Origin of the sequence: Teichococcus aestuarii, assembly GCF_042651065.1 — a bacterium.
GTDB lineage: Bacteria > Pseudomonadota > Alphaproteobacteria > Acetobacterales > Acetobacteraceae > Pseudoroseomonas > Pseudoroseomonas aestuarii.
The window spans coordinates 89,750-95,749 of record NZ_JBHSCH010000007.1 but is presented as its reverse complement, the minus strand read 5'-3'; the positions used below and the strand labels follow the sequence as shown (position 1 = coordinate 95,749).

Sequence of the window (6,000 nt, the reverse complement as noted above, 5' to 3'; positions counted from 1 at the left end):
AGGGCATGCTGGCCCTGCTCGCCGAGGATGTGGCGCATGACATCAACCAGGGCGCGCGGGAGACCGGCATCCCCGCCTTGCTGGAGGAGAGCCCGCACGGCCCGCTGCCGCGCATCGGCCCGGGTGGCGCCGAACCCCGCACCGCCTATGCCCGCCCCTTCGACGCAGCGGATGCCAGGCCGCGCATCGCCCTGGTGATCGGCGGCTTCGGCGGCGCGGGGCTGCGCGCCGAGGAGGCGCTGCGCCGCCTGCCGCCCGCCGCCACCCTCGCCATCAGCCCCCTGGCGCTGCGCCCGGACCTGCTGCTGGAGCCGGCGCGGCGGCGCGGCATGGAGGTGGTGCTGGCGCTGCCGCTGGAATCGCCCGGCGACCTGCCGGCCGGGCACCTGCTGCGCGCCAGCCTGCCGCCGGGCGAGAATTTGGAGCGGCTGCACCGCGCCATGGGCCGCTTCGCCGGCTATGCCGGCGTCGTCGGCGCGCTGGGCGCGCAGCGCGGGGAGCGCTTCCTGGCCAGCCCCGAGGCGCTGGCCGTGGTGCAGGAGGAGGTGCGCGCGCGCGGGCTCTATTATGTGGACCCCCGCCCCGGCGCCACCGCCCTGGCCTGGCACGCCGCCGCCGACCTGCTGCTGGACGAGTTGCCGACCCGTGGCGAGGTGGAGCACCGCCTGTCCCAGCTGGAGAGCCTGGCGCAGCGGCACGGGCGGGCGGTCGGCCTGGCCGCCGAGCCGACGCCGCTGCTGGTGGACCGCATCGCCGCCTGGGCGGCCGGGCTGGAGGCGCGCGGCCTGGTGCTGGCGCCCGCCAGCGCCGTGCTGCACGCGCCCGACAACACGCCGATCCCTTCCGCTTCCCGCTAGAGACCGATCCGCCATGGCCGAGCTGCCCTACCGCCGCAATGTCGGCGCCGCCCTGTTCAACCATGCCGGCCAGGTGCTGATCGCCCGGCGCGCCGACGTGGCGCAGGATGCCTGGCAGCTTCCCCAGGGCGGGCTGGACGAGGGAGAGGAGCCGCGGGACGCCGTGCTGCGGGAGCTGGCCGAGGAGATCGGCACCGCGCGGGCCGAGATCATCGGCGAGGTGCCCGAATGGCTGCGCTATGATTTGCCGGCGGAGCTGGTGGGCAAGGCGCTGGGCGGCCGCTACCGGGGCCAGATGCAGAAATGGTTCGCCCTGCGCTTCCTGGGGCGGGACGAGGAGATCCGCCTCGACCTCGACCCGCATCCCGAGTTCAACGCCTGGCGGTGGGAGGCGCTGGCGGCGCTGCCGGCGCTGGTGGTGCCGTTCCGGCGGCCGGTCTATGAGCGGCTGGTCCGGGAATTCTCGCATCTCGCGGGGCTGTGACACCACCGGCCCGGCAACATTAGGCGCCCGGTAAGGAAACCGGCTGTCCACTGCCGCTGGAAACGGCAGTGGGCGTCATGGCAAATTTCCTCAACCGGTTGAGCATCCGCGGCAAGGTGCTGCTCTCCTTCGGCGTGCTGCTGATGTTCTTCATCGGCAACGGGCTCTACGGCGCGGCCCAGCTCCGCACCATCAACCATGACATGATCGAGATGCGGGACAACTGGATGCCCTCGGTGCGGGCCCTGGGCGAACTGCAATACGGCCTGGCGCGGGAGCGCATCCGCCTCTCCCGCCTGCTCGCCACCCGGGATGCGCGCGAGCGGCCGCAGGTGCAGGCCGAGTTCGACTCCATGGTGCGGGAGGTGCGGCGGCAGATCGACGCCTATCCGCCGATGATCTCGGGCCCGCAGGAACGGGCGCTGTATGACCGCTTCCTGACCGAGTACCGCGCCTACAACACGATCAACGACGATCTCCTGCGGAAGGACGAGGCCGCGGCGCAAAGCTTGTTCAACAACGAATCCGCCCGCGCCATCCGCGTCGCCTTCGGCACGCTGGACGAGATGCTGAAGCTCAACCGCGCCGGCTTCATGGCCGCCAGCACCATGGCCGAGGAAGCCTATGGCATGGCCATGACGGGCATCTTCACCACCGCCACGCTGGCGCTGCTGGCCGGCCTCGGCATGGCGCTGTGGATGGACCGCAACCTGGGCCGGGCGGTGGTGCGGCTCTCCGGCGCGCTGCGCAAGGTGGCGCGGCGGGACTACGATTTCACGCTGGCCGAGCGCGACCGCCAGGACGAGATCGGCGAGATGGCGAAGGCCCTGGAGGAATGCCGCCGCGGCCTGCGCGAGGCCGACGCGCTGGCCGCCGCGCAGGAGGCGGAGCGGCAGGCGAAGGAACAGCGCGCCACCCAGCTCACGGCGCTGATGGCGCGGTTCGAGGGCAAGGTGGGCGACATGGTGGATATGCTCGCCGCCGCCTCGACCCAGCTGGAAGCCACCGCGCAATCCATGGCCGGCACCGCCAGCGAGACGGGCCAGCAGGTGGAGCGCGTACTCTCCTCCTCGCAGGAGGCGGGCCAGGGGGTGCAGACCGTCGCCTCCGCCACCGAGGAGCTGACCGCCTCGATCGGCGAGATCAGCCGCCAGGTGGCGCAGGCCACCGCCGTGACGGCGCGGGCGGTGAGCGACGCGCAGCGCACCGACGACACGGTGCGCGCCCTGGCCGAGAGCGCGGCGCGCATCGGCGAGGTGGTGGGGCTGATCAACACCATCGCCGGGCAGACCAACCTGCTGGCGCTGAACGCGACCATCGAGGCGGCGCGGGCGGGAGAAGCCGGCAAGGGCTTCGCCGTGGTGGCCAGCGAGGTGAAGAACCTGGCGAGCCAGACCGCCAGGGCCACGGATGAGATCCGCAGCCAGATCACGCAGATCCAGAGCGCCACGCAGCAGGCTGTGGTCGATATCCAGGCGATCACCGGCACGATCGGCTCGATCAGCGACATCACCTCCACCATCGCCGCCGCCATCGACGAGCAGGGGCTGGCGACGCGCGAGATCGCCAGCAGCGTCACCCGCACCGCGCAGGCCACGGACAGCGTCAGCGGCAGCATCGCCGAGGTGAATCAGGGCGCCGAGATGACCGGCGCCTCGGCCCGCCAGGTGCTGCAGGCCTCGGGCGAGCTGTCCCGCCAGTCGGAGCGGCTCCGGTCCGAGGTGGGGCAGTTCATCACCCAGGTGCGCGCCGCCTGAGCATCGGCGCAGGCGGCCGCGGCTGCCTGCGCCGGCGGCTCAGCTGCCGGCGATGGTCAGCCCATCGACGCGCAGGGTCGGCGCATCGGTGCCGCGGCGGAAGCGCAGGTCGCCGGCGGCCCGCATGTTGAGGAACATGTCCTTCAGATTGCCGGCCACGGTGATGCCGCTCACCGCCTCGGCCAGCTGCCCGTCGCGGATCACGAAGCCGGCGGCGCCGCGGCTGTAGTCGCCCGTCACGCCGTTCACGCCGGAGCCGATCATCTCCGTGACGTAAAGGCCCTCGCCGATATCGGCGATCAGCGCCTCCGGCGTGCCGCTGCCGCCTTCCAGCCACAGGTTGGTGGTGGCGGGCGCCGGGGGGCTGGAGATGCCACGGCTGGCATGACCGGTGGAACGCAGGCCGAGCTGCCGCGCGCTGCGCCAGTCCAGCACCCAGGAGCGCAGCACGCCATCCTCCACCAGCGCCAGGGGCGCGCCGGGCATCCCCTCGCCGTCGAAGGGGCGGGAGCGCAGGCCGCGGGGGCGCAGCGGGTCGTCGCGCAGGCTGAGGCCGGGGCTCAGCACCGCCTGGCCCATGCGGTCGCGCAGGAAGGAGGTGCCGCGCGCCACCGCCGCCCCATTCAGCGCCGCCGCCAGATGCCCGGCGAGTGAGCCGGCCACGCGCGGGTCATAGACCACGGGGCGGCGGCCGGTCTTCATGCGGATGGGGTTCAGGCGGCGCACGGCGCGCTCGGCCGCGGCGCGGCCCAGGGCGGCGGGGTCCTCCAGGTCGGCGAGATGGACGGCGCTGCTGTAGTCGTAGTCGCGCTCCATGCCGGTGCCCTGGCCGGCCACCGCCGTCACCGAGATGGAATGGCCGCTGCGCCCGTATTCGCCCGCGAAGCCGGCGGAGCTGAACAGCGCCACCTCGGTGCGGGCGAAGCCGGCCTCGGCACCCTCGCTGTTGGTGACGCCGGGCACCGCCAGCGCCGCCTCCTCCGCCAGGGCGGCGCGGGCGATCAGCGCCTCGGCATCCGGCTCGGCGCTGTCGTTCAGCGCCAGGTCCAGCGCCGGCACCGGGTGCGGCTCGCCCAGGCCGGAAAAGCGGTCCGGCGGCACGGCGCGGGCCATGGCCACGGCGCGCTCGGCCAGCGCCTGGAAGCCACGCGGCTCGGCATCGGTGGCGGAGACGATGGCCTGCCGCTGGCCGACCAGCACGCGCAGCCCGAGATCCAGCCCCTCGGAGCGCTCCAGATGCTCCAGCTTGCCCAGGCGCCGGTGCACCGAGAGCGCGGTGCCCACGATCATCAGCGCATCCGCCGCATCCGCCCCCGCCGCGCGGGCGGCGGCGACGAGGGATTCCAGGCGCTCCAGCCGGTTCATGCGGCGAGCTTCTCCACGATGGCGGGCAGGCCCGGCACCTTGCCGGCGGGGCCGAGGGCGGCCAGCGTCGGGCGCGAGCGGAAGATCATCGCCGCCGCCTGCTGCACCTGCTCCACCGTGACGGCGGCGATCTTGGCCTTGGTCTCCTCGACGGGGATGAGGCGGCCATGCACCTGGATCTGCCGCGCCAGCTGCTCGCAGCGGCTGCCGGTGGATTCGAGCGACATCAGCACCGAGGCGCGCAGCTGCGCCTTGGCGCGGGCCAGCTCCTCCTCCGTCACGTCGTGCTGCACGCGCCGCAGCTCCTCCAGCGCCACCGGCACCAGCTCGGCCGCCTGCGCCTCGCCCGTGCCGGCATAGATGGCGAAGAGGCCGCCATCGCGGAAGGGCTGGGCGAAGGAGTAGATGGAATAGACCAGCCCGCGCTTCTCGCGGATCTCCTGGAACAGGCGGGAGGACATGCCGCCGCCGAGCAGGGTGGAAAGCAGCATGGTGGGGTAGTGCATCGGCGTGGCCACCGCCGGGCCCTCGAAGCCCAGCACCACATGCACCTGGTCGAGCTCCCGCTCCTCGCGGAACTCGCCGCCGCCGTAGCGCGCCACCTCCGAGGGGGTGGGGCTGACCACCGGCAGGTCGGCGAAGTGGCGCTCCACCAGGCCCACGAGGTGCTCGTGCTCCAGCGCGCCGGCGGCGGCCACCACCATGCGGCTCGGGCCGTAGTGGCGGCGCATGTAGCCGGTCAGCACCTCGCGCCCCATGGCGGCGATGCTCTCCTCGGTGCCGAGCGTCGGGCGGCCCATCGGCTGGTCGGGGAAGGCGGTGGACTGGAAGTGGTCGAAGATGATGTCGTCCGGCGTGTCGTTCGCCTGGCCGATCTCCTGCAGGATGACGCCGCGCTCGCGCTCCATCTCCTCGGGGATGAAGGTGGAGTGCGTCAGGATGTCGCCGATGATGTCTGCGGCGAGCGGCATGTCCTCCTTCAGCACCTTGGCGTAGTAGGCGGTCTGCTCGCGCGCCGTGTAGGCGTTCAGGTGGCCGCCGACATTCTCGATCTCCCGCGCGATGGAGGCGGCGTCGCGCTTCTCGGTGCCCTTGAAGGCCATGTGCTCCAGGAAGTGGGAGGCACCGTTCTCGGCCCCCGTCTCGTCCCGCGTGCCGGCATGGACATAGGCGCCGATCGACACGGTCTCGACCCGTGGCATGGCCTCGGAGACAATGGTCAGCCCGTTGGCAAGGCGCGTCAGCCGCACCGCTTCAGTCATGAGCAAGCATTCCTGTGATCGGCCCGCGCGGAGAGGGGGATGGCGGGCGGAAACCCATTTGATTCCGAATGTAGTGTCGAAATGCGCCGCGTGCGACCCCGCCCGCCGCCATGCCTGGGCCGCATGGCAAGCACTGCCTGCGTCCGGCCGCCCTGCTGCGCCCGTTCACGGGGCGGTGTGGTGCCACAACGTCTCGGCCCCCGCTTCGTTAAGGTTCTGTAAGGCCCCGACGGACGCCGCGAGAGACGTTCCGAGGGCCTTGCCCCCTGGAAACT

Annotated in this window: 5 protein-coding genes; 3 read left to right on the top strand and 2 right to left on the bottom strand. The window is 72.6% G+C overall.

Annotated features, from left to right (window positions below; translation table 11 throughout):
• From ACFOY6_RS05760 to ACFOY6_RS05750, 3 genes are all read left to right on the top strand, one after another.
• Positions 1-857 (top strand): divergent polysaccharide deacetylase family protein (locus ACFOY6_RS05760; protein ID WP_379649453.1); only part of this gene is annotated, 857 nt, incomplete at its 5' end.
• A gap of 13 nt (positions 858-870) precedes the next feature.
• Complete coding sequence (locus tag ACFOY6_RS05755; RefSeq protein ID WP_109516279.1) at positions 871-1,341, top strand: RNA pyrophosphohydrolase; 471 nt, start codon at positions 871-873, stop codon at positions 1,339-1,341.
• A gap of 77 nt (positions 1,342-1,418) precedes the next feature.
• Positions 1,419-3,098 carry a methyl-accepting chemotaxis protein gene (locus ACFOY6_RS05750; RefSeq protein WP_379649451.1) on the top strand — a complete coding sequence of 560 codons (1,680 nt, stop codon included), beginning with the start codon at positions 1,419-1,421 and terminating at the stop codon, positions 3,096-3,098.
• A 39-nt stretch (positions 3,099-3,137) separates the two neighbouring features.
• On the opposite strand, the gene ACFOY6_RS05745 is transcribed toward ACFOY6_RS05750, so the two are convergent.
• Positions 3,138-4,463 carry a TldD/PmbA family protein gene (locus ACFOY6_RS05745; protein WP_379649449.1) on the bottom strand — a complete coding sequence of 442 codons (1,326 nt, stop codon included), beginning with the start codon at positions 4,461-4,463 and terminating at the stop codon, positions 3,138-3,140.
• Positions 4,460-5,725: a M16 family metallopeptidase gene (locus ACFOY6_RS05740; RefSeq protein ID WP_109516282.1), complete on the bottom strand. Its 1,266-nt coding sequence runs from the start codon at positions 5,723-5,725 to the stop codon at positions 4,460-4,462. The genes ACFOY6_RS05745 and ACFOY6_RS05740 overlap by 4 nt, the downstream gene beginning before the upstream one ends.
• Between the last annotated feature and the right edge of the window lie 275 nt (positions 5,726-6,000).

Bases quoted from the DNA above. Each gene is read 5' to 3' on its own strand.
- ACFOY6_RS05755 (WP_109516279.1), top strand. From the start codon at position 871: ATGGCCGAGCTGCCCTACCGCCGCAATGTCGGCGCCGCCCTGTTCAAC.
- ACFOY6_RS05750 (WP_379649451.1), top strand. From the start codon at position 1,419: ATGGCAAATTTCCTCAACCGGTTGAGCATCCGCGGCAAGGTGCTGCTC.
- ACFOY6_RS05745 (WP_379649449.1), bottom strand. From the start codon at position 4,463: ATGAACCGGCTGGAGCGCCTGGAATCCCTCGTCGCCGCCGCCCGCGCG.
- ACFOY6_RS05740 (WP_109516282.1), bottom strand. From the start codon at position 5,725: ATGACTGAAGCGGTGCGGCTGACGCGCCTTGCCAACGGGCTGACCATT.